The organism is Actinoplanes sichuanensis (assembly GCF_033097365.1).
GTDB lineage: Bacteria > Actinomycetota > Actinomycetes > Mycobacteriales > Micromonosporaceae > Actinoplanes > Actinoplanes sichuanensis.
The window spans coordinates 4,207,433-4,232,699 of sequence record NZ_AP028461.1 but is presented as its reverse complement, the minus strand read 5'-3'; the positions used below and the strand labels follow the sequence as shown (position 1 = coordinate 4,232,699).

Genomic DNA, 25,267 nt, shown 5'->3' with positions numbered 1-25,267 from the left:
TATCAGTCTCGGGGTGTCAGCACACGCGCGGGCGTTTGTATCAGACGCTGTTTCGCTGTCCTTCGACCCGGATCCCATTGACCAGGAGCCGTAGCCCGAACGCGAACTGCTCTGCCGACCCGACAATCGGCAGGTGTGCGCTATCTACCTCGCGGTCAGGAGCCCCGCTGTCCGTCTTGTGCCCGAGCGCCTCGCTCACCTGGTGCCAGCGCTCGTCCCGCTCGCCGGCCCGCACCGCCATTGCGAGCGCTGCGGCCAGATAGGCGATCAGCGCCTGCGTAGCCTTCACCACGTCGGCTCGGCTGAGCCCGGCGGCCACCAGCGCTTCGTCGAGCACCCCATGAAGCCGGAGCCCGTTGACCCCGAGCGGCGGCCGGGACGCGATATGCCCGGCGATCCCCGGATGCCGCAATGCCGCCTCGCGGACATCACTGAGCAGAGTGGTGAGTCGCCCTTCCCACCCGAATCCCGAGCCCTCGCCCGGCCCCGCGCCTGCGCTCTGGTCGGTGACGACGCCGGCCAGGGCCAGGTCGGCGACCGCGTCGAGCAGCGCCTCACGATTCGGGAAGTGCCGGTAGATCGCCATCGGATCGCACCCGAGCTCAGCCGCGATCCGCCGCATGGACATCGCCGCCTGCCCATCCCGGTCCCCGAGCGCAAGCGCGGCAGCGGCGATGGCATCAGGGCTCAGCGAACGTTTCGGCACGGCGCGAAGTCTACGCCGTAGACAGGCGTCGCCAGTCATGTCTACAGTGTAGACATGCGAGTTCTCCTGGTAGGCCGCCTGGCCGCGGCCACACTCAGCATCAGCACGTTCGTCTTCCTCTTCGCGCACGACTCCTGGCGATCGGACAACATGTTCCTGATCCCCGACCTGATCCTCTGCGCGGCGCTCGCGCTGGCCGCGTCGCTCCCGGCAAGAGCGGCTGCCGCCGCTTTGCCGATTACATTCGCTTACGCGGCGGGGGTGCTCATCGTCTCCACCTTCTCCTACGCGGTGGACGGCACTCTGGGAGCCCCGAGCCTGCTGGGCGCCGCCGTTTCCGCAGTGCTAGCCGCGTTGTTGGCACGCCCAGTCCCGGCCTATCCAACAGCGGCCGAAGCCCAAGCCCACCTGGCCTGATTTCTCGCGGGAAAGCGGCAGGCGCACACCGAGTGAGCAGGCAGCCGCCCCGCCGGGGCGGCTGCCCCGGGACTGCGCGGGTCGAGTTCAACCGCGACAGGCCTCTTCAGCTATCGATTACAGCCGTACCGCAACATCGACGCCGCTATGAAACACGGCCTACCTGTGACGTGGGGACTGAGTCGAAACAAGCCGGCCGCCTCGTAAACCAGCTCCAACAACTTGGCTACCAAGCTGTCCTGGCCCCCGTCGACAGACGACTATTTTCGACTCAGTCCCTCGGTCGCGCCGAGCCGGCGGGTGTGTCTTGGTCGTCAAACCGCCGCGGGAGCGGCCGAGCGTGCATGGTCGGCGGGTTCGTCGTGGACGCCGCCGGGTAGCTCTTTCTGCAGGTGGCCGTTGGTGCGGGCGCCGGCGGCGTGCTGGTGGGCGCGGCTGATCGTCGAATCGACGCTGACCGTCCAGACGATCCGGCCGTTGGCATCGGCGGCGGCCTTCAGTGCCGCGAGGATCCGGTCCCAGGTGCCGTCGCGTTGCCAACGGCGGAACAGGCCGTAGACCGTCTGCCAGGACGGGTACACGGCAGGGACGTCATGCCACGGCGTGCCCATCCGGATCCGCCACCGAATCGCGTCGATAAGCTGTCGTTTGTCCCACTTCGGCGGACGACCAGTCATGGACGCGGCAGGCAGGAGCGTGGCTGGCACGGCCCACTGCCGGTCGGTCAGGTCATGCCGCCTCCTCACCGCTACGCTGAGATCACGCTCAGGTGCTGGCGGGATCGAGTCGTAGGCAAATGGATAGATCTGGATGAGCTGAGATGCCCAACGGCGACTGCCCGATACGGTGGCATCAATCGCGTTATCCGGACGGGGCGGATGCGACAGGTCGTTGTGCAGCGGGGTTGTCTGGTTCGTTTAGGTCGGAGGGGCACGACCCGAGGGCATCGTGTCCATGATGGCGTTGTTCCTCACGCGAATCGTGCTAGCCCTTCCCGCTGTTCCGCGGTCAGGTTCAGTAGGGCGTGCGCGCCATGCACGGGATAGAGCTGGGCTGCCGCCAGGTCCCCGGCCCGCAGACTGGTCGCGACTCCGATCCTGACGCCACGGCTGATGAACTCAGCGAGCAGCCGCTGCGTTTCGAACAGATAGATCGCCGAAATCGACCAGCGGTGGTGCTGCACGGGGCCGGTCGGCTTCGGTGGGCCGGTCAGGACGAGGTAGTAGTCGCAAGCGTGCGAGCTGATGTCGATACCAGCGGCCGCGCTGCCGTACGTCTTGACGTTCACTGTGCGGCCCTCGAGCGGGCCGGAACGGAACCATCCGTCGTAGCCGGCCTCGACCGTCGTCGACGTGAGCTCGATGTCGAACACATGCGCCGCGATGAACTCTCCGATATCGCCCTGCCGAGCGGACCGCCCGGTGATCCCGGCGATCCGCCGCTCGATCTCATCGCGGTCCCGAAGCAGACTCGCCAAGTCCGCCAACCTGCCGTTCATCGGCCGACGGTACCGCTCGACGCCGCCACCCGGCAGGTAGCCCTTCGCTCCCCGTTCGCGTTTGGCGCCCTCGGCCGCGCCTTGTCTACGGCAGTTGAGTGAATTGATCTTGTCCCCGAATAACCCCGCTTCTATGTCGCTGGTGGTCGGCCGGGGCTGGGATGGGCCCCCTACATGTCGTTAGCGTCGCGGTCGTGCGTCGCGGTGCGGACCGGCAGCGTGCGGTCAGCCGAGCGCGACGACCGCGTCATGAAGCTCACGTCGGCCCGGTGTTGTTGGGAAACGGGCGGCCAGCAGGTTGTTCAGCGTGTGTAGCTCTTTGGTGATGCGTGCTGAGCCGGTGAGCTGTGCGGCCATGGCGCTGCGGATGCCCAGTGCGACAGCTCGGTCTGGTTCCGGGTCTTTCGTGGCGAGCACGGTGTTGGCGAGTTTGGCCAGCAGGTGTCCTTGGTCGCGGCGTAGGTGCTCGCCGGTCGCCGTGATCTTGTTTTCGAGGATGCGGACGGCTGTTGCTGCCTGCCCGCAGTCGCGGTAGCCGCCAGCGGATTGTTCCTGCAGCACGTCGAGGTTGTATTGGTGCAGGTAGACCGGTGCGTTTGGGTCGTGGTCGGCGGGGTGGTGACCTAATAGGGTGGCGGCGCCCTCGATGTGTTGCTGGAAGCGGGTGGCGTCGCCGTAGAGTGCCCAGCCGCGGGCTTGCTGTTGGGCGGCGAGGGCGTGGAGACGAGGGTTGGTCGCGCCGGGTACCTTGCGGGCGCCGGCCGCTAGTTCGATCACCTCGCGTGCGTCGTTGTCCAGCAGCGCGATGTTGGATTTGCGGATCATCAGGTACGCGACCATGGTGTAGTCGCCTGCGGCTTGTGCCCATCCGCTCGCACGGTCCGACCAGTGCCGGGCGGCCGTGGTATCGCCGAGATCTTGCTGGAGCCAGCCGGCGAACTCGCCGTACTGCGCGAGTAGCCGCAGAAGAGGCTCGGTGGTGTCGGGTGATGCGGTGCGCCGGAGTTGATCGAGGACCCGGACCTGCGCGAGCGTTGTGCCTAGCAACTGCCGGGGGCCGATCATCTTGTCCGCGGTGAAGTGCTCGGTCAGCAGCCGGTCGAAGTAGGAGAGAACCTCCGGATCGACCGGGTGTTCTTCGGCGATCACCTTGGCGACGCGGTCGGCCTGGTCCGGGTCGGTGACGCCTGCGGGCAGCATCGTGTGCAGCAGACCACCGGCCATGAGTTCGCCGAGCTGGCGCCGGGACAGCTTCACCTGCACCGTCCTTCCGTCCGGTGTGTGCATCTGTAAGGTCACGCTATCGCTGGGGCCATCATCTACCCGAAGGTCAGCTAGAGGTAGGGCCGTAGGTCCTTTCGGAGTCGACAGTGAAGCGGGGGCGAGGGAGCGCAGCAGCGTCAGCAGACCGCCGGCGTGCAGGGCGGTGTCGATGTCCTTGACCCAGTCGGCGGCTGGCAGGTGCTCGCCGTGTTCGGCGCGGCTCAGCCGGGTGTGGTCGTAGCGGGCTTGCACGGCTAGAGCGCGCAGGCTCAGCCCTGCCTCGGTACGCAGGTGGTGTAGGGCCACGCCGAAGACGTGGCGTACGGCGTCGCTGTCGGCGTCCATCCGGCCACCCCCTTCGATCTGATGTCGTCGATGTTGCCGCAACACCGGAGGGCTTCTCAACTCACCGTCGTGCGATGACGCTGGATACATCAACCGGGACGCACCACATGCCGTCTCGACCAGAACCTCTCTCTCATTCCTGGATGGAGCGTCCCATGACCACCGACGTCGATATCGAACTCGTGCAGGACGTCAACAACGATCTGGTCGACGCGTTCGCGCGGCTGCTGCCGCCCTTCCACTAGACCCCAAAACGGGTCATCGTGGCCCTTGTACCAGGTTGCCGGCTCATTGACCGACAGTTGCCTCCGCCTCCTGTAGCCAAGAGATCAGCGATGAAGTGCAGCGCGTCTCTACGTGATCTCTGACGAGGGCCGAATCGTCGACCAGTACGACAAGAGGTACTGCTCGCACACCGAACTCCTCAGCGCAGACCGGAAGTAGAGCCAGCGTGTACCACCTATCGCGACGTCTCCGGCTGCCCGCGACCATCACGGCGAGCGAAGCGTGTACGAAATGGACTTATGGGAGCTGCTCAGGTCGACGGCTGCCAGTTGAAGTAGGTTCTCGCCGATCTGAAGGGGCGGCAGCATGAGCTACGCGCACAACTGGCCGCCCGGACGGCAGCGCGCGGCAGGCAGAAGGTATGGCGGTCAACTGCCATAGACACAGACGGGAGTGATGTGATGCAACGCGCCCGGCAATCGAGCGGGAACAGTCGCAACGACGCCCTGTGCGCCCTGCTGGTCGAGCTCAACTGGTCGGTCTCAGGGTTCGCTCAAAGGATTCGGGAGCGCTGCCTGGTAAACGGCACGCCGCGAGCGGTGAGTACCAGCACAGTTTCGCGATGGTGCGACAACGCGGTCCCCGGCCCCGACCTGGCGGACCCGGCGTGCTTCGTGTTGTCAGCCGCAATGCGCCGGCGGATTAGCCCGGAGAGCTTGGGATGGCCGAGCGAAGAAATGGACGTCGCCGCTGACGCTCTGAGGTACGAAGACCTTCGCCATGCCGTCAGGGTTCTTCCGAAGCTGTGGCAACTCGACTCCGTGTCCGGGCGGATGGCTGTTCGGAAGATGTCTTTCGGTGACACGCACGCGCCGGTTCTTCATCAGGCTCTCGTCATGGGTCCCGACGCCAGCACACAAGGACACGGGCATCGCCGGGTGCTGGAGGCTGATATCGAGCTGCTGGAGGCTCACACCGATCTGTACGGGCGACAGGATGCGCGCCATGGCGGGGGCCGGTTCCGGGGGGTTTTCGCGGCGTTTCTGGACACGCATGCGACACCGCTCCTGCATGGAGCGTTCTCGGCTCGGCGAGGTCAATGGCTCTACGGCAGCGTCGCCGACGCTGTTCTGGCTTTAGCGAGCATGGCCTACGACGATCAGCTTCCCGGCCTGGCTATGCGTTACGACTTGCAAGCGATCCGGATGGCGCAGGCGATAGGTGACCGGGGCCGGCTGGCTCGCGGTTATATCCATCAAGCCCGACTTGCTGCCGCACAGGATGCCCGGTCGGATGTCCTCACTCATGCCCGCAGCGCGGTCTTCGCGGCCGCGAGCGCCCCCGCCTTGGTGCGGGCGTATGCGGCTGTCACAGAGGCCAGGGCGTGGGCGCTGAACGACGATCCCGAGCAGACCCTGGTCGCCGTGGCACGGGCACGAGAGGCATTTGAGCGTGCCAGCATCGGGGCTGGTCCTCGGTGGCTTAGCTGGCTCGATCGGCCCGAACTGGAAAGTCAGGCCGCCTGGGCGCTGGCCATGGCAGGTCTGGCAGCACCGGGAACCCACGCCCTGCACGCCGCCCTCAACATGCCGGCGGAGCGTACTCGCGACAACGTCGAGTTGTTGATTACCGGCGCGGAGCTCGCTCGGCTACGCGGCGACGACAGTGAGCGCATGGTGCTGATGAAGCGCGCGGTCGAAGCGTCACGGCACCTGAAAAGCCGGCGCCTGGCGGACCGGCTCTCCCGCGCTGCCGAAGGCCAGCAACTACACGACTTCTGAGTCTCGGGCTTCTCGCCGAGTGATCCCTAGTCCTCACATCACGGCTTGCAGCATGTCACCGATCTCACCTTGCGTCATACCCGCGCGGCGTGGCGGGGCCGGCTGATTCGAGAAACGACATCGACGGGCTTGCGCACGGGGATGGGCGCACCCGTTGGCGAGGTACCGATGTACAGCCAGCCGAGAAGCTGTTCAGTCGCGGTGAGTTCGAGGTATTCGCGGACCTGGGGTGCCTCGACGATGGATCCGGTGCGCCATATGGTGCCCCACCCTCGGCTGTGTAGGAGGATTTGGAGGGTCTGCGCCATCCCTGCCACCGCCGCCAACTGTTCCCACTCTCGTACGGTCGGGTGGTCGCGTTCGGGGCAGAAGACGATCGACAGCAACAGGGGAGCTCGCAGCGGCCTGGTGGCGGCACGGTCGCCTTGTTCGGGGTCTGCTGCAGCGTCACGCATCGCCTTACCCAGGACCTGTCGGTCGTCGCCTTCCAGGATGATCAGGCGCCATGGACGGATCAGGCCGTGATCTGGTGCGGTGGCTGAGGCCTGGATGAGGTCGATCAGATCGTCGCGGTCCGGGGCCGGGCCGGTGAGCCGTACACAACTGCGGCGGGTGAGGATCGCTTCGAGGACCGGGTCAGCCGTCATCGTTACCCCTTCCGGGTGTTGCGGGCCATAGAGCGGATTCCGCGATGGGGTTGCGGTCGGTGTGGTGCTGCGATCTCGTCGCCGAGGCGGCTGAGAACGGGGCTGGTGGCGGCGGTGGTCACGACGGTCATGAGGACCAGGAGGCTGAACAGGTCGGGGGTGATGATGCCGATCTGGCGTCCGATGCCGAGTACGACGAGTTCGGTCACGCCGCGGCAATTCATGAGGGTGCCGATGGCTGCGGCGCGTCGCCAGTCGGCTCCGGTGAGTCGGGCGGCGGCGGCCGCACCGCCCCACTTGCCGAGGACGGCGACGCAGACGATGGCCAGAGCCCAGCCCCATTGTCCGGACGGCACGTCAACGAGGTTGGTATGCAGGCCGATGTCGGCGAAATAGAGGGGCAGCAGCACGGGAACGAACACGGCGCGGAGACGAGCGGTGCTGCGCTCGATGGACGGAAGTCCGCGCGGGATGTTCGCGCCGAACAGGAACGCGCCGAGCGCCGGGTGTACGCCGATGCGGTCGGTGGCGTAGGCAGTGAGCAACAGTCCGGCGCACATCATGACCAGGACAAGGTCGTCGGAGGTGCGGGCCGCACGGTTGAGCAGCTTGTGCAGCAGCGGGCGAAGCAGGATGAGCGTGGTTGCTAGGGCCGCGGTCAAGCCAGCCGCGGTGAGGGCCGCCAGCGGGGTGGCGGTGACGACCAGGGCGATGACGGCGGTGAGCAGGCACCAGGCGATCGCGTCGTTGGCTGCGGCGCAGGCCATGACGAAGGCGCCGAGGTGGGTGTTCTCTAGGCCTCGGTCTGCCAGGATGCGGGCGAGCACGGGGAACGCGGTGATGCTCAATGCCACGGCGATGAACAGAATGAATGGCAGCCGGCCGACACTGTCCGGGGCCAGGTGCGGGTACATCGCCCAGGCGAGTCCGGCGCCGAGGGCCAGTGGTGCCAGGACGCTGGTGAGGCTGACGCTGATGACGGCGGATTTGGCGTCGCGTAGAGCGCTCAGGTCGAGTTCGGCGCCGATCAGAAAGAGGAAGGTCAGCAGCGCGAGGGTGCCCAGCGCCGAGAGGATCGGCAGTGCGGTGGGCGGCAGCAGGTGGTGTTGCAGGTCGGGGGCGAGCCAGCCGAGCAGGGTGGGGCCGAGCATGATGCCGGCGAGGATTTCGCCGATGACGGCTGGTTGGCCGAGTCGGCGGAGGGCCCAGCCCCCGGCGTGGCAGGCCAGCATCACGGCCGGCACGGCAAGCAGTACGGACAGCATCGGATGTGTGGGCAGCACGAGACCTCCCAGAGGCACGGGTGGTTGCGTCGTCGAGCAGCGGCAGGCCGCGGTGTCGGGCGATCGGTCGGCGGCTGCGACGCCTGCGGTGATGTCGGCGCGCACTCTCAGGTGCGCAGCAGCGGCAGGGTGGTGCAGCGCAGTGAGCCGGGGATGCGGGTCACTTCGGAGTAGTCGACGTGGATCACCTCGATGCCGCGGGCGGTCAGTTCCGCGGTGATGCGGTCGTTGCCGTCCGTGGCCACAATGAGGCCGGGGGCGATCGGCAGGACGTTGACCTGTACGGCGAGTGCTTCTTCGTCGGTGACGTCGATCAGGTCGAAGCGGCTGGCGAACCAGCTGATCTGCTGGGCGGGGAACACGCTGCGGTGGATCAGGGCGGTGCCCGGGGCGACGATGTTGAAGTGGTCGTCGAGGTGGACGATGCCGCCGGTGGCGAATTGGACCGGTACCACCTCGCGGTCGATGTGGTGCTCACCGAGGGCGGTCTGCAGCGCGGTGATGCCGTCGCGGGAGGTTTCCTCGCTCAAGCCGACCAGCACGCATCGGTCGTGCAGCATGACGTCGCCGCCCTCGATGGTGCCCGTGCTAAGCATGGCGGGGGTCGGGATTGCTGTTGCGGGGTCGTTGAGGGCTGTGGTTTCGGGTAGGCGGTGGGTGGAGTTCAGGCGGGCGGCGAACAGGACGTTGTCGATGACGAAGCCGATGTCGCGAGGGTAGTGCTGGGTCGTGCAGCCGGAAGCGTCGGCGAGCAGGACGACGTCGGTGCCGCGTTCGCGCAGCACCGTGATCAACGCGTGCTGCTGTTCGCGGACCTTCGCCGGCGTGTACGGCGCCCACCGGCTGGTGGTTTTCTGCCGGGCGAGGACGGGGTGGATGTCGGGGCTGTCCACGTCGGGGGTGAGGTCGCCGGCGTAGCGCATCGCAACACGGTGCAGGGTTCCGTATTCGGTGGTGGCGTGCACGGTGAGGGACATGGTGGGTGCCTCCAGGTGGTGCCGGTTCGGGGCCGGGTTCCCCTGTTAAAGGTGGGCTGGTGGTACGGCGGAGGCAGCTCGGCACGGTGTCTTCACCAGCGGTTCCCGGGGGATGGCAGGCCAGCGTCGGCTGTGGCCTACCATCCCCCGGGTGGTTCAGCTGGTGGTGCTGTGCTGGGTGTCGGGCACCTGGGCGAGCCACGGCACCGCGTCGCCGCGGAACGACTGGTTGACCGGAACCAAGCGCGGGTCGTCTTGCTGGTCGAGGGCGGTGAGGTTGATGCCGATCGTGCTGTCGCCGTAGTCGAAGGCGGCGATGTGGCTGCCGCATGTGGGGCAGAAGCCTCGTTTGGTTTCGCCGGGGAACGTGTCGTACCAGGTCGGCTCGCCGCCGTCACCGATCCAGCGCAGGCCCTCCAGCGGGTAGCCGACCCAGGACTGCATGGGACCGCCGCCACGTTTCTGGCAGTGCTGGCAGGAGCACACGTGGGGGTAGTCCGGTTCGCCGGTGACCTGGAAGCGGATGTTCTGGCAGAGGCAGCCGCCGGTCCAGACGTCGACGTCGGCGCGGGTATCGGACATCAGTTGAGATCCTTCGCACGGTAGGCCAATTGGGTCCACCAGTGTGTCATCGCGGTGAGGATCTGTAGGAAACCTTCGACGGCTTGCGGCAGGTCGAAGCCGTAGAGGTCGCTCTTGCGGATGAACTGGGCGAGGCCTTCGATGTGGGCGGCCTCCACGCTCAGACCGCCGACCTGGGCGGCCTCGTGGTCGTCGTCGAGGTGCAGCCGGTAGTAGTAGTCCAGGGCCGGCAGGTCGGCGCCGCTGGACTGGCGGGTCAGCTGGCCGTAGCGGTTGGTGATGTCGCGCAGGATCTCGGTCTCGGCGATCGCGACGCCTTCGGTGGCGTAGTAGCCGCCGGCGATCACGCTGGGCATGTGCGAGTTGACCAGTACCTGGTGCAGCAGCACGAGAGTGGCGGTCTCCGCTGCGGGGACGTGGCCGTTCACCATCAGGTCGAGGTCTTTGAGCAGGGCGTTGGTGTAGAGGATGTAGTGGGCGGGGACCTTGCCGCGTTCGCCACCTTCCTCCAGGTAGTTGCGGCGCAGTTCGTGGGCCAGTTCCGGGGAGAAGCCGGCCACGGTGTCGGCGGCCAGCCGGAGGAATTGGGCGTTGTAGCGGGCGAAGACGGCCAGCTCGGCGATGTACATCCGCGCCTGGGCTGCGGTGAGCGTGTCCGGGTCGACCAGGTCGCGGATCTGCCGATACACGGCATCGATCATCGGGGCGAGGTGCTGGTCGACCAGATCGTTGCCGGAGGTCTGCTCGCCGAGAAGGGTGGCGTGCAGGTAGCGACGGGTGTCGGGATGGTCGTCGAGGTAGCCGTCGACCAGCGAGAAGGTGGCGGGCGTGGTGAGCGTGATCATGCTGAGGTCTCCTTCGGTGCAGGGGTCGCGGTCAGGCCGCCGGTGGCGCCGAGCGCACGGACGGCGGTCAGGACGTTGTCGTCGGCGGGCAGGGTGAGCGGCGCGGTGTTGACGGCTGTGACCAGCTCGGGGGTGAGCACGTCGGGGTCCGTGGTGATCTCGCATCCGCGTAGGAACGCCTGGTCGCCGTCGACGATCAGCCGGTAGGGGGCGGTCACGGCGACGGTGGCGCCGGCCGTGACCTGGTTGGGGTCGAACGCGGTGGCTGCCTCGGCGCGGGCCAGGTCGTCTTGCACCATCTCCCAGCCGCCGTTGCTGAGCAGGGTGTTCCACCGCTGCCGCAGGTGCCGTTCGACGGCCCGTTCAGCGTGCCGGCCGGCGCTGTTGAGCGTCCGGGTGGCCAGAGCGGTTAGTCGCCGGGTGACCGGCGTGGTCCCCGCGGTGAACTCAGTCATCGGTGAGGGCTGGCCCAGCTCGGTGTCTGGTCCGCCGGTCAGGTGGGCCTCCAGCAGGTCGGGCAGGACGGCTGCGCGCAGGATCGCCGCGTCCGGGTAGGTGTAGAGCGGCATGGCGATGGACACCGAGAATTCGTCCTGGCGTCCGACGTGGAAGACCCGCCGGGGTAGGAACAGGGCGTCGCCAGGCTCGAGGACGAAGTGCTTGGCGTGATCGAGCAACCACAGGTAGTCGCCGTAAAGAGGGTCCTGGCCGCCGGTGAGCTTCTGGTACTCCTCGTTCGACCAGGTGTAGAAGTGCTTGACGCCCGGACCGTAGTGGGTCAGGAAGGCGTCCTCGTAGCCTTCGTGGACCCCGAAAGCGGTGCCGCTGTAGTTGCCGGCGAACGCCACCAGTTCCGCGCCGCCCAGTGGCACGCCCCACCCGTCGAACAGCGAGGCGAGCAGGTGGCCCAGGCCGGCGGCCAGGGCCGGGCTGATGGTTTCCAGGTTGTTGATGACCACGCTGAACCGCTCGGCGGCGACTAACTCCTGCATCCAGGTGACGAAACCGCCGTCGGTCCAGGCGGGGGCGGCGAGTACCCGGTCCAGCAGGTCGTCGCGCCGCTCCTCACCGACGTAGACGCGGGCGTGCGCCGAAATGCCGGTGTCGGCGGTGTGTGCGTGGCGGATCACGGCGAATCCGTCGAGTACGTCGTCGGCGATCGCCGCTGCGGGCGGCACGATGCCTTTGAACAGGAACGGCGTGGTGCGGTCGTTGGTGCGTTCGGGGAACTCGGTCGTCCAGAACGTGCGGCCCGGGGGCCAGGCGTTGGTCACGGGGGTCTCCTTACGGTCGGGCTGCGCGAATCCATGGGGCCGGCGGTCTGACCGGCGGCCGGGGCGGGCCTGCCCAGATCAGGTCAGGTAGTCCTCGCAGCCGCCGTCGCGGACGGTGTCGAGGGTGAAGCAGTGGAAGCCGCCGCCGAACAGCCGGCGATGCCGGTGACGCACCGGCGCCACGGTGAAGCCGCGCTGCTCCAGCACCCGGATCAACTCGGGGTAGTGGGAATTGACGACGACGGTGGTCTCGTCGATCGACAACACGTTGATGTCGATGTAGCGGCTGGCGGTCGGGATGACGAACCCGAAGTCGCCGTAGTCGGGTTCGGGCCCGGACATCGGCGGCGGATAGATGACATCCCACGAGCGCAGTGCTTGCGGCAGGTAGGGCAGGTACTGCGGTGAACGCAGCATCATCAGACCTGGCCGCAACGGCACGATGATGCTGTCGATGTGGTTGTCGGCCATCGCGTCGAGCCGGTGGAAGCACAGCTGTGGGAAGTTGTCGCGCAGCCACCGCAACGCCAGGTCGTGATTGGTGTTGGCGACGTTGACCAGCACATCGCGGCCCAGCCGGATGCACTGCGCGCCGTCGAAGACCATCTCCAGGCCGAGACCGTCGATAGGCTGGGCGGTCTCGGCGCTGGTGGCGGTGGATACATCGACGCCGCGGCGCCGGAAATAGGCGTCGTCGAGGGAGCCTGCGGCCAGGGCGGGCCGGGGCATGCTCAGCCAGTTGCCGCCCTGCTCGTAGTAGCGGTAGAAAATCGGTTTGAGCAGGTCATTCTCGAACAGGCGGGCGCGGATGTGCGGGGCGGTCTCGACGATCGTCTTGCCCAGGACGATGCTCTGATCACGGACGTTGAGCGGCGGCGTAGCGCGGGCATCCCAGTACGGGCTGCGGATGTCGACGTCCTTGCCGGGAGCTGCCGGCCGCAGGACGGTTACCCCGCATCCGGTGAGGGTGTCCACCAGACCGGCGATGTCCTCGTTGAGCTCGTCGACCAGTTGCGCCGGGATGGACAGCAGATCACGCTCTGCGGCGGTGTCGCCGAGAACCGGGGCCACATTCTCGAAGTAGAACAGCATCCAGGAGGAATCGGTGTGGTGCTCGGTGTAGTGGTCCGCGCGACCGACGACGACTTCACGCAGGCGTGACCATTCGTCGTAGCTGTTCGCGGGCGGGTTCTGCTTCATAGGCGATTGCCTCCTCGACGGCGGGCCGGCATCGTTGCTCGTCCGGTGCCTGAGCAGCAGGTGCCGACCGAACGGCGTGCTTACCGGTCGGGCGATGGGTGGGTGAGTTCAGCCGGCGATGCGGCAGGAGCGCGGCGTCACGGCGGGTTCAGCGAGGCGGTTGATGATGTCCTCGATCACGCACGGCTGGTCAGGGGTGGACCGGCGCCGGAAGAAGTAGCCCGAGCACCATGGCACCTCACTCCACCGATCCAGGTGGCGTGCAGCCAGATCCGCGGCTTCGGGAAGCCGGCGCCAGGGAATCTGCGGACACCAGTGGTGCACCGGGTGGTACATGTCGTCGAGGTGACCGCCGAGCAGGTGCCGCGTGAGCGGATGCGACGACCAGCCCCGGGTCTGTAGCAGCGGGTCGCTGTTTTCGATCAGCCCGGCGTGGTTGCCCAGATCCGTGATCCACGTGACCACGGGCCGAACGAAGATCAACGGGATCAGCCAGTAGAGCAGGAAATCGACCGCCACGCCGAAAGACCAGGACACCGTCGCGGCGCTGACCCACAGCGCGCCACGTGCCGCGGGGGCACGCCACGTCTCCTCCGAGTCCTTGCTGACCAGCGTCAGTGCCGCCGTCTTCGGCAACCGCCAGATCGCGTTACGCACGATGACCCGCCAGATGAACGACCACCGGCTCGGCGACGGTGCCGCGGCGTGGATGTTGCCGGCCCGGTACGACTGGAACATCGGATCACCGTCGGAACCCAGCTTGGCGTGGTGCACGTAATGGCTGCTGCGGTAGGGCAGGAAACCCTCGCCGAGCAGTCCTGTCAGCAGGTAGCCCACGACACGGTTGCTGCGACGGGTGGCCATGAGTTTGGAATGAACGCACTCGTGGGCCAGGTTCGACAGGTGCCGCTGCCGTACTCCGATGTAACAGACCGCCAGCATCGGACCGACCACATGACCGAGGACGCTGCCTGCCACCGCGGTCACCGCCACCGCGACGATGTCCTGAGCGACGTCGAACAGCCCGACCGTCGGCCGTCCGCACAACCGCTCCAGACGACCGATGAGATCGGCGCCGAGCGCCTTGCGCACCGGCCCCGATGCACCCGTTCCGTTGCGCGTTCTGCCTCGTGACGGCGTTCCCTTAGCCGATGAGGTGACGCTGACCATCAAGATTCTCCCCAGCAGATAGCACGAACTCTCCGGTGCGAGCTGCGCCGCGTCCCATCCCGGCTGTGCCTGGCCACCGCGGACTGCTGCAACAGCACCGGGCATGCCTGGGATAGGACGGGCGATCATCGAGGGTGGATCAGGCGGCCTTCAGCCCGGCATCGGGCCGCATCCCGGCCTTCAGCCCGGCATCGGGCCGCATCCCGGCCTTCAGCCCGGCATCGGGCCGCATCCCGGCCTTCAGCCCGGCATCGGGCCGCATCCCGGCCTTCAGCCCGGCATCGGGCCGCATCCCGGCCTTCAGCCCGGCATCGGGCCGCATCCCGGCCTTCAGCCCGGCATCGGGCCGCATCCCGGCCTTGGGCATGGTGGTCATGTGGTGCTCCCTCGTTCGTGCGGCACGGTGGGCCGCAGTGACTGGATGGGAGGTGCTGCCGAGTCGCGGCAGAACGCCGGGCTCGGGGGCCACCCGGCATCGCTGAGCAGCCTCATTGAGGCGGGACATCGATCGCATCGGGTGGCTGGAGCATCACGCTAGGGCGCTGCCAGATGGGGCCGCAACGGCTTGAAGCGTTGCGCCAAACGCGCCGCAGTGTTGCGTACCGTTGCGCGCCGCCATGCACTGACCTGCGGGAATGCGATCCAGTCTGGTCGGTAGCAGCCCCCAACGGCCGCGCGGCGGCCATGCCCGGGCCTACTGCCGGGCTCGGTCCCGCGGCTAGCGTGTGGACATCCGGCGGCACCCAGCTGCTCGCCGGCCCGAACGCGTCTTCCTGCGGGCCCAACCCCAACCAAGGAGAGCCGCATGTCCAGGCCGCATGACCCGATCCGTGTCAAATCCGAGGTGCTGCTCCACCTTCACCAGACCCTGCACAGCAGCGGCTTCGTGCAGGTTGTTACCCCCGTGGCTCGGCGTGCCGACCTAGGCACCGGGCGTCGGGCGCCGGTCACACTGCACGGCGATCGCTTCCTGCGCGCCATGATCGGGCCCGCACTGCGCGTGAACCTCGAACACCACACCCGCGTGTACGAGATCGGACCATGCTTCCGGCTCGACAAACCCGACGACCTGCACGCGAGCGAGTTCAGCATGCTCGACCTGTACGCCGCCGGCGAGAGTTTCGAGTACCTGATCACGTTGGCCGAGCAGCTGATCGGCCAACACCTGCGCTACCCGCTGCAGAGGGTTTCCGTCGCTCAACACGTGCAGGACGTGTTCGGCGTCGACCTACGCAGGTCACCGCTCGGAGACCTCCCGCAGCGGATGGCCACACATCTGCACGCCGACGCTGCCACCCCGTTCAAAGACGTCCTAGGTCAATTCGTCGAACTGGAACTGGAGACACGCAGCCGCGGTGCCGCGGTGCTGCTCACTGACTACCCCCTCGGGGGTGACGAGCCCTGCGCACGACTCACACCCGGCACCACCGCCGTCCTCAACCGGTTCGAGATCCTCATCGACGGCATCGAGGTCGTGCACGGCTACGAGGACGAACCCGACGGCGCAGCATTCATCGAGCGGGCGCAAGCCGTCCGCCTGTATGACGACGAACAACGTCTGGCTTGGAAAGCAATCGACGCCGGCCGAGTCCCGGCCAACAGCGTCGGCCTAGGGATCGGCATCGAGCGGCTCTGTGCGGCGGCGTCAGGCACTCGCGACATCAGCCCCTTCCTGCAATCCACCCAGTTCTAGTCCGCCGCCCCACCTGACCGTTCAGGAGCAGCGCCACATGGAACTTTCGATCAGCCCGCTGGCCGGCAGCTTCGGAGCCCAGGTCAACCACGACCTCAGTCGCACCGAAGCCTTCGCAATGGCCAGCGCCCTCACTGCCGCTCTGCACCGATTCCGGGTTCTCATCTTCCCTGAACAGCACCTCAATCACGCTGACCTACTGGCTGCAGCCAGCCTGTTCGGCACGGTCGATACCGATGTCGACCGCCGCTACGCGGTCAGCGGCTTTCCCGGGATCACCACGATCTCCAACATCGTCGAGGACGGCACCCGCATCGGCATCTACGACGGCGACCAGGAAGAGGAGTGGCACGCGGACAACTCCTTCAAGCCGCGCCTGACCCTGGCGACCCTGCTGTACTCGGTGATCACACCTACCCACGGCGGCGAAACTCGCTTCACCGACGCCACTCAAGCCCATGCCGACCTCCCCGCAGACTTAAGAGACCGAATCGGGAGCCTGCGGGCCGTCCACTCCATTCAGCAACTCAGCGCACAGCAAGCGGCGGCTACGGGAGGCCGGTCATCGTCGGCAGCCGGAACGCTCGCAGGCCGGCCCGAGGTCACACATCCACTCGCCCCAGTGCACCCGGTCACCGGCGCCCGGTCCTTGCTGCTCGGCTCGATGGTGGTCAAGAGCATCGTCGGCCTTAACCAGCACGAGAGCGACGACCTGCTGGACAGGCTACTGAAACACACGACCAGCGACCGCTACCTCTATGGCCATCAGTGGGCGCCTGGAGACGTGGTCGTCTGGGACAACCACGCTGTCCTGCATACCGCCTCACCCTGCGACAGCACCCGTCACCGTCGGCTGCTGTTTCGCGCTGCCGTCCACGGCCCCTCGGCGGTTATACCGAAAAGGCTGACAACGGGCACTGTCGACTCCGCGAGAACCACTACCGTTTCTGCATGAGTACGCAAGTACCGGCTAAGGAGCGAGCGCTCAACGCCCAGCGCATCGCTCGCATCGGCCAGGAAGTGAACGCCGTTCTACCGGCGTTCGACGCGCAAGCCTTCACCGCAGATGTGATGGCAGATCTGCCGCACCTGGAGCTCAAAGCGCGAATCGCACGAGCTGCCAAGGGCCTACACGATCACTTGCCAGTGGCAGGCCGGGAGGCCCTCGACGTACTCCTGCGCTCTCTACCGCCAACACCGGATGCGGCCGGGATCACCAACGACTTCGGACTGCACCTCTACTCCCCACACTCCGAATACACTGCCCGCTACTGCCGCACCACGGACCTACTCACACACTCACTCGACGCGCTACGCCGCTTCACCTGCTACTTCTCCGCCGAAGACGCCGTCCGGTACTTCCTCAACGACTTCCCCGAACAAACGATGACTGCCGTACGAAGCTGGGCCCGCGACGACGACTACCGGGTACGCCGACTCGCCAGCGAGTCCACCCGGCCCAGGCTCCCGTGGTCACCCCGGATCGACCTTCCCGCCACCGTGGCCACCGACGTCCTGACTCAGCTGCACACTGACCCCAGCCGATACGTGACTCAATCCGTCGCCAACCACCTACGCGATATCAGCGTCACTGACCCCGACATCGCCCTTGCACTCTTAACCAAGTGGCGGACGAGCGGTCGCAGCAGCCCCCAAGAATTCACCTTCATCGCTCGCGAGGCCCTGAAGACGAAGCTGAAGGAGGGCTGGTCACCGGCGTACGAGTTCCTCGGCTTCGCCACCGAGGCACCGATAGGCGTCCGCACGGTGCACCTCGAGCGCACCACTCTGCACGTCGGTGAAACACTCGCCTTCAGCACGGAACTGATTTCAACAGCCGTTGCCGACCTGCACGTGACATACGTGATCGCCCCGATCCCGACGGGACCAGCGCGCCGCGAAAAGGTGTACTTCCTCAGCCGCGCAACGATCCAACCCGGCGTACCGCTCACACTTACCAAAAAACACTTACTGCGCCTTACTGGAAATGCAACGGTAAAGCCCGGAGTGTTCATCCTTGAAATCCAGGTGAATGGGCGCCGATTTGCTGGAACACAATTTCGTGTCGTCGATTAAGCTCCTAACCGAGTTGAGTCAGCCGAGATGTTCAGGCGCCGTTAAAGGATTGCAGCGACATTTAGGGCGATGAGCGATCCGAGTGGCATCGCGGAGGTCTGCGGCCACGGCGAGGTCGATCGAGGGGATGTTTTCGCGGACTTGAATCTTGGAAACTGCGTTATCGGAAAACAAAATAATGTGATGGTGAATAAATTTCGTTTGGAACCGAGCATTTGTCAATACTGCATCCCAGAGGGTGCAGTTTGAGTCGATGGCATCAGGAGTCGTTCACGCGAGAGGTCATGGGAGCGGTTCCATCACGGCGACGGGTAGCGAGACGGCAGCTCCGGAGTCGAGAGCATCACCACCTCCAGCCCGTGCTGATTCTGGGCTGGCGCTCCTGCGGTCGGGCACCGACCGCACCTGTCGGCATGGTGAATCGCGAGGCGGTTCGAAGCGACACGCTCAGGTAGTTCATTCGAACGAATGTGCTACCTGATGTGCGGAATTCGTCGGCTGGCTGACACCGCTGATGTCGGCCGCTCCGGTATTCGTATTGACATGACCGCCCGCTGGCCGCTGGCCGCTGGCTTCATTGCTTGATCACCAGGCAGGAATTAGCCGATGCCCCGGGTGGGCAGAAGGGCGGATCAGGTGAGCGCAGCCCTCAACGATGGACGTCGTGGTGCCACCGTGCCAGCGCAGACATGCTCGGCCGCCCGCCCTCACCCGATGAAGGAGACCGCACCGGTACAGCGCATCGCCATCGTCGGCAACGGCGGAGCCGGGAAAACCGTCCTGGCCAACCGGCTCGGCCCGTTGCTGGGCATCCCGGTGACCTATCTGGACGCGTTGCGCTACACCGACACCTGGGCGGTGGTCCCCGAAGATGTGTACGCCGTCCGGCAGCGCGAGGTCGTCGCCCGCGACCGGTGGATCATCGACGGCAACTCGTTGCTGTCGATGCCGGTGAGGATGGCAGCGGCTGACACGGTCATCATCGTCGATCCGCCGCCGCTGGTGTGCCTGTGGGGGATCCTGCGGCGGCGGTGGCGTTACCGGGGCGGACGGCACCCCGACGGCGTGCATGACCGCATCACCGTCGACTTCCTTTGGTACGTGGCCCACCGGTTCCGGCGCACTCACCTGCCACGTGTCCGGGCCTGTATCAACGAACACTTCCGGGGCGATCAGATCGTGCATCTGACCAGCCGTGCGCAGGCCGATCGCTACGTCGACCGGCTCACCCGCAGCACCGGCGGCCCACTGTGAGCGATCTGTCCTGTGGGCCGGCCTGCCGCCACGGCCATCCACGTTCGCCGATCACAGAGTGGGCGGGTACACCGCCAGGTGTTCCTTCGTACCCGCCGAGATCGCCGGAACCACGTTCAGTAGGCCATCGCGTCGTTACGACACTAGCCCGTGATCACCCCGGGTGCCCCGATTGATGGAGGAGAGAGCACGTTGACCGTTCCACACCGTTCTGAGCCCGCCGGCTTGCCGCCGCAGCATCCGGTGGATGTTTTCCTGGTGTTCACCGACGGCGACCGGATTCTGCTGGCGCTGCGCGACGGCACCGGACACCGCGACGGCTGGTGGAACGTGCCGTCCGGCAAGCTGGAATACGGCGAGGACGGGCTCACCGGGATCCGGCGGGAGGCCTTCGAGGAAATCGGGGTACGGCTCGCAGGTGACGAACCCCGCTTCGCCGGCGTCGTGCACCACCGCAACCCGGAGGGACAGGGCCGGATCGCGCTGATCTTCGCGGCCGAGTTCGATGCGAGCCGCCACGGCGAACCGGTCAACCGCGAGCCGCACAAGTGCGCGGAGATCCGCTGGTGGCCGCTCACCGAGCTGCCATCGAACACGGTGCCGTACACCGCCGCCGGCATCGAGGTCTGGCGCAACGGCGGGGGACTGCAGATCAGCGGATGGCAGTAGCAGACAGATCGTGCTCTGCCGCGACCAGATCGTGACATCACCACGACCGCCCTTGACCGCGATGAGCCGAAGACCGGAGACACGGCGATGACGAACGACCGCACACGAGCGACCCCGGGCCGGGCACGATGATCAGCAACGCGGGACCTGCCCGGCCCGGCCGCGATGGTCCCGTCCCGCTGGACGACGTTATGCCGCCGCATCAACTTCATGTCGGTGGGATCGCGCGGGGCGGACACGGCTGGCACCGGAAGCCCGGCCGATGACAGCGGTGTTCACGACCCGTCCCTCGTGGCAGACGGTGCCCGCCGGGTTGGCTCGAGCGGTCGAAGAGTGCGTCGGCAGCCCGATCGTCGCCGTCCGCGATGTGCACGGCGGCATGACCCCCGGTCCGGCTGCCGTGGTGACGTTCGGCAACGACGATGCGGTCTTCGTGAAAGCGATCAGCAGGCCGGTCAACGCCCGCTCACACGAGCTCTACCAGCAGGAAGCCGCCGTCTTTTCGGTCCTGCCCGCCACCGTTCTCGCCGCCCGTCTCCGCGGGGTCATCAACATCGGCGACTGGATAGCGCTGGTCACGGATCCGGTTCCAGGGTCGGTCGTCGGGCCGCCCTGGACGACGACGTCGGTGGCTGCGGTGGCGAGGGCCTGCGCCGCCGTGGCGCGGGTGCCTGCCCCGGCCGGTGTGCCGCCGGTACTCGATCGGCTGCCCGATCTTGACGGCTGGACCGTGCCGGCCGTGGAGCCGGACGCGCTGATCAGCTGGGAGGCCCGTCACGTCGAGCGACTTGCCGCTGCGACGGCGGGGTGGCGGGAGTGGACGGCCGGGCAGTGGCTGACGCACCAGGGCATCCGCGCCGACAACGCGATCATCGACCCCACGCACGGCGCCGCCGTGCTCGTTGACTGGGGTTCCGGCGCCGCGGGTGCGCCGTGGCTCGATCACGCGTTGCTGGCCGCCGACGTAGTGGCGGCAGGCCATGCCGAGGGACCCGACACCGTCCGGCGGCAGGCACGGGGTCTACTGGCCGGCCAGCTCGCCGAGGCCGCCCGATTCGTGGTCGCGCAGGCCGGCATGTGGCGCCGGAACTCGACGCTGGCCGCTCACCCTGGCATGCCCACCCACCGGCGGTGGCAACGGGCCCGCGCGGACGCGTTGCAGCCGCTCATCGAGGACCTCCTGACCATGGTCGAACAATGACGCGCCCGGCGACCGAGCCGACACGCTCCCTGCCCGGCCAGGCATACCGAGCAGGGCATCCTCTTCTTCCTCCGTCTGATCGCGGTCGCACCGGTCCATTTCGGGAGACCGCGTTACCGGGCCGTGCGGACCGGCAACGGGTCGGCTCTAGGCCGCATCACCGATATCGGCGGCAGCGCCGTCCTCTGCCGCTGACCAGGCACATCAACCACTATCGCGACGCCTGTGGATGGAGGGGCCATGACAGACTTCGATGAAGCCTTCGACGCCGAACCGGCCGAGGCATTCCACCGTCACGAGCGCTGGGGCGAGACCGTGCACCGTTCGGCGCCGGAGTCGATCCGTCGTGAACTGGCCGCTCTGCAGGTGCAGCCGGGCGATCGGGTGTTGGAGGTGGGGACCGGCTCCGGCTACAGCGCCGCCCTGCTGGCCCGGTTGTGCGCGCCGGGTGGCCGGGTGACCAGTGTCGACATCAGCGATGAACTCATCCGGCGAGCCAGGGCTATCCACGCCGAGCGGGGCATCATCGGCGTCGACTTCCGGGTCGGCGACGGGCTGGCCGGTGTTCCCGCCGATGGGCCTGTCGATCGCGTGGTGGCGTGGTGTGCCCCGCCGAGGCTCTGCCGGTCGTGGACCGCGCAGGTCGTGGACGGTGGGCGGCTCGTCGCGTGCCTGCCGATCGCGGCGTTGCCATCGATCACGCTGATCGCCACCATCACCGTCACAGCCGGGCGACCTCGTATCGAGGCCGTCACCGGCGGCGGCTACGCCCAGAGCACCCCCACTGCGGTCGACGACGCCCAGACCGTCCCCGGCCGCTTCGTCGACTACTGCGACGATCAACCCGATCCGTCCTGGATCGGTATCTGCTGGCGTGCTGCTGACACCCCGCAGCACACCGGTGCCGGCAAGGCCCTCCACCAACTGCTGCACCCCGGATACACCGCCACGTACCGGCAGATGGAGCAGGACTGGCGTTCCTGGTACACCTGGACCGCCGCGCTCAGCGACCCGCAGCTGAGCGCCGTGTCGCTGCGCAACGAGATCCGCGGGCTCGGGCACACGACGCCACGCTCCGCCGCAATGATCTTGACCGATGGGGCTATCGTCGCCGATCGGGAGGACTCGCCGTCGCTGTTCGCCTTGCGGGCCTGGCTGGCGGGGTGGGAGCAGGACGGCCGCCCGGTGCCCGAGTCGTTTCCCTGCACCCTCGTGCCATACGGCGGCCCCGGCCTGCCGGGCTGGAACTTGCAGGTCAGCCAGGGCGCTGTGACGTCCCGACCGGGAAACGCCGCGGAGCAAGGATTCCCCGCGGGCCCCGGTCCCGGGCAGCCAAATCATTGAGGCGGAAGGACGCTGCCGTGACCAGTCGGTACCGCGCCATCGGCGTCGTTCACGTCGTCCTGCTGGACACATCCGGGGCACCCGCGGCGACCTCGATGATCCGTGCCGGCCAGCCCCTGCACCTGGCCGCCACGGTGCCGCGACCGCTTCTCTTCCTACCGGGTGTTCATTTTCGTGGACGGAGGGCCTTCCCCATGGCACCTGCAGTCTTCGAACCCGGTTCGACCGTCGTCCGACGCGACGTCCGCGACGGCAAGGTCTGGACCGCCGCCCCACACCGCGTCCTCGCCGACGACGGCCACCAGCTGATCCTCGTGACCTGGCCCGGCACTGCCGGCTACACCCTGGCCAACTGGATCAAGTCCTCGACCGGCGCCGGTGAACAGGCCCGCCGGCAGGCGGTCACCGAGTTGATTGACGGCGACTGGGAGCTCGGCCGCTGGGTCTGGCGCGACACCATCGTCGTCACCTGGATCGGCCTCGACCCCGATTTCAGCCTTCAGCACTACCAGCCCGTCGACGGCAGCCCCGGCCACTGGAAGATCAATTTCGAGCGGCCGGTGACCCGACGGCCAGCCTTCGTGGATACGTGCGATCTCCTGCTCGACCTGATCACCGGCCTGGGCGGCAACACCTGGCGGTGGAAGGACGAAGCCGAGTACGAGCAGATCCGCCGGGTCGGCCTCGTCCCCGACGACGAACACGAGCGGGTGCAGGCGGTCCGACAGCGGGCCTCGCCTTCGCCGAAGCCGGACGTGGACTCCTCGCCAAGGACTGGACGACCTGGCGGGTGCCCGCCGACTGGCCCCTGCCGATCTTGCCCGACGGCGTCCTGACCACCCACCCCTGACGCCGCGCCAGGCACGGCACCCACCCTCGCCCAGCAATCCAGCACCAGACGGTGCCCCATGACAACCACCGAACGTCCCCGGAAAGGACGACCAGTAGTGGACACCACGGTCGAGAGCACCCCACCAGACCGGCTGCGCGCCGACCTGGCAGCACACCTGACGGCGAAGGGCTGGACCCGCACCCCGGCAGTCGAGCGCGCCTTCCGCAGCGTGTCGCGGCACCTGTTCGTACCGGACACGGTCAGCATGGAACAGGCGTACGCGGACGAGATCGTCGCGACCAAACGCGGACTGGACGGTAAGACGACGAGTTCGGTGTCCGCTCCATGGGTGCAGGCCTTCATGCTCGCTGAGGCCGGGCTCAAGCCCGGCGCCCGGGTCCTTGAGGTCGGCTCCGGCGGTTACCAGGCGGCCCTGATCGCCGAGCTGGTCGGCCCGGACGGACTCGTCGTCACCGTTGACATCGACGCCGATATCACCAGACTCGCCCGCACCTACCTCGACCGGGCCGGCTACCCGCACGTACAGGTGGTACACGGTGACGGCGACCTCGGGCACCGACCCGGCGCCCCCTACGACGCGATCATCATCACCATGGAAGCCGGCGACGTCTCGCCGTTCTGGGTCGCACAACTCGCCCCCGACGGGCGGATCGTCCTGCCGCTGCGGATGCGGACGCTGACCCGCTGCCTCACCCTGCACCGCCGCTACGATCACCTCGCCGCGAGCAGGGCACTTCAATGTGGTTTCGTCCCCATGCAAGGTGAGCGCAGCCAGCTCGCCCGCCGGATCCCCCTGCGCGGCAACGACATCGTCCTGCTTCTCGATGACCCTGTCGATGTGGACGCCGACGCGCTCGCCAGCGCTCTCGATGGGCCGCGGCTGGAGGTGTGGTCGCCTGTCACCATCACCGGGGACGAGCCCGGCGCCTTCGAGAGCCTGCACCTCTGGCTGTCCAGCCAGCCTCGGCCGTTCGGTGCCCTTGCCGTCGACCGGCAACGCACCGAGGGCTTGGTCGACCCGCAGGACCGGTTCACCTGCCCTACCCTGCTCGGCGACGGCTTCGCCTACCTGACCATGCGCAAGATCGGCGATAACCTGTGGCAGTTCGGCGCTCACGGCTTCGGATCCGACGCGCACACGCTCACCACCGACCTGCTCGACCTCACCACCGCCTGGGACCGCGACTATCGACACGCCGTCACGCCGGAGATCACCGTCCATCCCGACGGCAACACCCCACCGGCGGCGACCGGGCAGCCGCAACTTGTTGTGGCCCGCCGGCACACCACCATCGCCGTGACCTGGCCGGCGCCGAGAGCACACCGATGACCGCCGCGCCTTGCGTCGAATGCAATTCCGCGGGGTCGGCGCTGCTGCTGGTGATCCGCGGCAACAGCGGCAGCGGAAAGACCACCACCGCCCGCGAGGTACGCCGCCGATACGGGGCTCGCGGCCTGGCCCTCGTGGAGCAGGACATGGTCAGGCGTGTCATCCTGCGCGAGCACGGCGGCGGCGGAGGAAGCGATCGGGTCGCTCCCGGTCTCATCGCCACGATGGTGCAGACCGCGCTCGACGGCGGCTACCACGTGATCTTGGAAGGGATCCTGCACACCGGCCAGTACGGCGATCCCCTCCGAGAATTGATCGCCAAGCATCCCGGCCGGACCGCCTGCTACTTCATGGACGTGTCGTTCGAGGAAACGGTGCGCCGGCACCGGCGCCGCGCTGAACCGATCCCCGTCGAGCCGGAGACGATGCGCAGCTGGTACGCGGGACAGGATCTGCTCGGCGTGCCGGGGGAACAGGTGATCCCCGAAGACATGGGCTTCGCGGACGTCGTGATGACGATCCTGCACGCCAGCGGCCTCGCTCAGGCCGCCCCGCTGGCGCCCTGCCCGACCAGATGCGCCCGGTGCACGGAAAAGGCCGCCGCCACCACCGTGCCGACAGAATCATGAGCACC

General features: G+C 67.3%; 24 protein-coding genes and 1 pseudogene. 12 read left to right on the top strand and 13 right to left on the bottom strand.

Annotated elements, in window-relative coordinates:
* Window positions 1-40 precede the first annotated feature (40 nt).
* The gene (locus tag Q0Z83_RS19535; protein ID WP_317795388.1) at window positions 41-745 is read right to left on the bottom strand and encodes a TetR/AcrR family transcriptional regulator; all 705 of its coding nucleotides are present in this window, start codon (window positions 743-745) and stop codon (window positions 41-43) included.
* A gap of 15 nt (window positions 746-760) precedes the next feature.
* Here Q0Z83_RS19535 and Q0Z83_RS19530 point away from each other — a divergent pair, with 15 nt between their 5' ends.
* Entirely contained in the window at window positions 761-1,123 is a 363-nt protein-coding gene (locus Q0Z83_RS19530; RefSeq protein ID WP_317795387.1) for a hypothetical protein, read from the top strand.
* Window positions 1,124-1,423: 300 nt separating this feature from the next.
* On the opposite strand, the pseudogene Q0Z83_RS19525 reads toward Q0Z83_RS19530, so the two are convergent.
* The 3 genes and pseudogenes from Q0Z83_RS19525 to Q0Z83_RS19515 form a co-directional block, all read right to left on the bottom strand.
* A pseudogene (locus tag Q0Z83_RS19525) lies at window positions 1,424-1,869 on the bottom strand (IS5 family transposase); the annotation flags it as partial.
* Window positions 1,870-2,093: 224 nt separating this feature from the next.
* On the bottom strand, window positions 2,094-2,621 hold the full coding sequence (locus tag Q0Z83_RS19520; RefSeq protein ID WP_317795386.1) for a DUF6998 domain-containing protein: 528 nt from the start codon (window positions 2,619-2,621) through the stop codon (window positions 2,094-2,096).
* 225 nt (window positions 2,622-2,846) lie between these two features.
* The gene (locus Q0Z83_RS19515) at window positions 2,847-4,229 is read right to left on the bottom strand and encodes a helix-turn-helix domain-containing protein (protein ID WP_317795385.1); all 1,383 of its coding nucleotides are present in this window, start codon (window positions 4,227-4,229) and stop codon (window positions 2,847-2,849) included.
* Window positions 4,230-4,915: 686 nt separating this feature from the next.
* Between Q0Z83_RS19515 and Q0Z83_RS19510 the strand changes: the two genes are divergently transcribed.
* On the top strand, window positions 4,916-6,235 hold the full coding sequence (locus tag Q0Z83_RS19510; RefSeq protein WP_317795384.1) for a hypothetical protein: 1,320 nt from the start codon (window positions 4,916-4,918) through the stop codon (window positions 6,233-6,235).
* 74 nt (window positions 6,236-6,309) lie between these two features.
* Here Q0Z83_RS19510 and Q0Z83_RS19505 read toward each other — a convergent pair whose 3' ends face one another.
* From Q0Z83_RS19505 to Q0Z83_RS19465, 9 genes are all read right to left on the bottom strand, one after another.
* Window positions 6,310-6,882 carry a nitroreductase family protein gene (locus Q0Z83_RS19505; protein ID WP_317795383.1) on the bottom strand — a complete coding sequence of 191 codons (573 nt, stop codon included), beginning with the start codon at window positions 6,880-6,882 and terminating at the stop codon, window positions 6,310-6,312.
* A gap of 2 nt (window positions 6,883-6,884) precedes the next feature.
* A complete protein-coding gene (locus Q0Z83_RS19500) occupies window positions 6,885-8,270 on the bottom strand; it encodes a cation:proton antiporter (RefSeq protein WP_317795382.1) in 1,386 nt (461 codons plus the stop codon).
* 2 nt (window positions 8,271-8,272) lie between these two features.
* The gene (locus Q0Z83_RS19495) at window positions 8,273-9,142 is read right to left on the bottom strand and encodes a dimethylarginine dimethylaminohydrolase family protein (protein WP_317795381.1); all 870 of its coding nucleotides are present in this window, start codon (window positions 9,140-9,142) and stop codon (window positions 8,273-8,275) included.
* Between the two features lie 156 nt (window positions 9,143-9,298).
* Window positions 9,299-9,724 carry a GFA family protein gene (locus Q0Z83_RS19490; RefSeq protein ID WP_317795380.1) on the bottom strand — a complete coding sequence of 142 codons (426 nt, stop codon included), beginning with the start codon at window positions 9,722-9,724 and terminating at the stop codon, window positions 9,299-9,301.
* Window positions 9,724-10,569 carry a DUF3865 domain-containing protein gene (locus tag Q0Z83_RS19485; RefSeq protein ID WP_317795379.1) on the bottom strand — a complete coding sequence of 282 codons (846 nt, stop codon included), beginning with the start codon at window positions 10,567-10,569 and terminating at the stop codon, window positions 9,724-9,726. The genes Q0Z83_RS19490 and Q0Z83_RS19485 overlap by 1 nt, the downstream gene beginning before the upstream one ends.
* A complete protein-coding gene (locus Q0Z83_RS19480) occupies window positions 10,566-11,843 on the bottom strand; it encodes a JmjC domain-containing protein (RefSeq protein WP_317795378.1) in 1,278 nt (425 codons plus the stop codon). The genes Q0Z83_RS19485 and Q0Z83_RS19480 overlap by 4 nt, the downstream gene beginning before the upstream one ends.
* A 78-nt stretch (window positions 11,844-11,921) precedes the next feature.
* Window positions 11,922-13,043 carry a glycine amidinotransferase gene (locus Q0Z83_RS19475; RefSeq protein WP_317795377.1) on the bottom strand — a complete coding sequence of 374 codons (1,122 nt, stop codon included), beginning with the start codon at window positions 13,041-13,043 and terminating at the stop codon, window positions 11,922-11,924.
* A 108-nt stretch (window positions 13,044-13,151) separates the two neighbouring features.
* Window positions 13,152-14,135, bottom strand: a complete 984-nt coding sequence (locus Q0Z83_RS19470; RefSeq protein WP_317795376.1) for a fatty acid desaturase family protein — start codon at window positions 14,133-14,135, stop codon at window positions 13,152-13,154.
* A gap of 217 nt (window positions 14,136-14,352) precedes the next feature.
* Window positions 14,353-14,589 carry a hypothetical protein gene (locus tag Q0Z83_RS19465; RefSeq protein ID WP_317795375.1) on the bottom strand — a complete coding sequence of 79 codons (237 nt, stop codon included), beginning with the start codon at window positions 14,587-14,589 and terminating at the stop codon, window positions 14,353-14,355.
* Window positions 14,590-15,018: 429 nt separating this feature from the next.
* On the opposite strand from Q0Z83_RS19465, the gene Q0Z83_RS19460 reads away from it, so the two are divergent.
* The 10 genes from Q0Z83_RS19460 to Q0Z83_RS19415 all read left to right on the top strand — a co-directional run bounded on the left by Q0Z83_RS19460 (window position 15,019) and on the right by Q0Z83_RS19415 (window position 25,262).
* Window positions 15,019-15,906 (top strand): amino acid--tRNA ligase-related protein, encoded by an 888-nt coding sequence (locus Q0Z83_RS19460; protein ID WP_317795374.1) that lies wholly within the window; start codon window positions 15,019-15,021, stop codon window positions 15,904-15,906.
* A 37-nt stretch (window positions 15,907-15,943) separates the two neighbouring features.
* On the top strand, window positions 15,944-16,861 hold the full coding sequence (locus tag Q0Z83_RS19455; RefSeq protein WP_317795373.1) for a TauD/TfdA dioxygenase family protein: 918 nt from the start codon (window positions 15,944-15,946) through the stop codon (window positions 16,859-16,861).
* Window positions 16,858-17,982, top strand: a complete 1,125-nt coding sequence (locus tag Q0Z83_RS19450; protein ID WP_317795372.1) for a hypothetical protein — start codon at window positions 16,858-16,860, stop codon at window positions 17,980-17,982. Before Q0Z83_RS19455 ends, Q0Z83_RS19450 begins: the two co-directional genes overlap by 4 nt.
* 714 nt (window positions 17,983-18,696) lie before the next feature.
* Entirely contained in the window at window positions 18,697-19,236 is a 540-nt protein-coding gene (locus tag Q0Z83_RS19445) for a P-loop NTPase family protein (protein ID WP_317795371.1), read from the top strand.
* A gap of 243 nt (window positions 19,237-19,479) precedes the next feature.
* A complete protein-coding gene (locus tag Q0Z83_RS19440; RefSeq protein WP_317795370.1) occupies window positions 19,480-19,905 on the top strand; it encodes an NUDIX hydrolase in 426 nt (141 codons plus the stop codon).
* A gap of 262 nt (window positions 19,906-20,167) precedes the next feature.
* Window positions 20,168-21,106, top strand: a complete 939-nt coding sequence (locus Q0Z83_RS19435; protein WP_317795369.1) for a hypothetical protein — start codon at window positions 20,168-20,170, stop codon at window positions 21,104-21,106.
* A gap of 240 nt (window positions 21,107-21,346) precedes the next feature.
* Window positions 21,347-22,450: a protein-L-isoaspartate O-methyltransferase family protein gene (locus tag Q0Z83_RS19430; RefSeq protein ID WP_317795368.1), complete on the top strand. Its 1,104-nt coding sequence runs from the start codon at window positions 21,347-21,349 to the stop codon at window positions 22,448-22,450.
* Window positions 22,451-22,644: 194 nt separating this feature from the next.
* Entirely contained in the window at window positions 22,645-23,286 is a 642-nt protein-coding gene (locus Q0Z83_RS19425) for a hypothetical protein (RefSeq protein ID WP_317795367.1), read from the top strand.
* A gap of 111 nt (window positions 23,287-23,397) precedes the next feature.
* Window positions 23,398-24,633, top strand: a complete 1,236-nt coding sequence (gene fxlM / locus Q0Z83_RS19420; protein ID WP_317795366.1) for a methyltransferase, FxLD system — start codon at window positions 23,398-23,400, stop codon at window positions 24,631-24,633.
* Entirely contained in the window at window positions 24,630-25,262 is a 633-nt protein-coding gene (locus tag Q0Z83_RS19415) for an AAA family ATPase (protein WP_317795365.1), read from the top strand. The genes fxlM and Q0Z83_RS19415 overlap by 4 nt, the downstream gene beginning before the upstream one ends.
* The last annotated feature ends 5 nt before the right edge of the window (window positions 25,263-25,267 follow it).